This is a genomic window from Marinifilum sp. D714, from assembly GCF_030851345.1.
Lineage (GTDB): Bacteria > Bacteroidota > Bacteroidia > Bacteroidales > Marinifilaceae > Marinifilum.
The window spans coordinates 1-536 of record NZ_JALPNU010000076.1 but is presented as its reverse complement, the minus strand read 5'-3'; the positions used below and the strand labels follow the sequence as shown (position 1 = coordinate 536).

Sequence of the window (536 nt, the reverse complement as noted above, 5' to 3'; positions counted from 1 at the left end):
GAAACCTCACTTTCAAATGGAGAGCTTTACACCATTGTAACCAACAAGGCAGCCAAAGGCAGGAAAGGTTGCCTGGTTGCCATGATCAAAGGCACGGAGTCGTCTAATATCATAAAAATATTGCACAAAATCCCGTGGGAAAAGCGATGTTCGGTTAAAGAAATTACCCTGGATATGGCTGCTTCAATGAATAAAGTTGTACGTCGATGTTTTCCTAAGGCTGTGGTGGTTATCGACCGATTTCATGTTCAAAAACTAGCCAATGATGCTGTTCAGGAATTAAGAATTGATTACAGATGGAAAGCCATTGACAAAGAAAATAAGGCGATAAAATATGCCAAAACCAAAGGTGTAGCTTATCAGAATACTTTACTTGCCAATGGAGATACTTTGAGACAGTTGTTAGTTCGTAGTCGTTTTCTATTGTTCAAATCTCCTTACAAATGGAGCGATTCTCAAAGATTTAGGGCCAGCATTCTATTTGAGAAATATCCTAAACTAAAGAAAGCGTATGATTTGAGTCAGGCCTTAAAAAA

1 protein-coding gene is annotated in these 536 nt (G+C 38.4%); it reads left to right on the top strand.

What is annotated here, in order from left to right; all coding sequences use genetic code 11:
* Positions 1-536 (top strand): transposase (locus tag M0051_RS19620; RefSeq protein ID WP_306743268.1); only part of this gene is annotated, 536 nt, incomplete at both ends.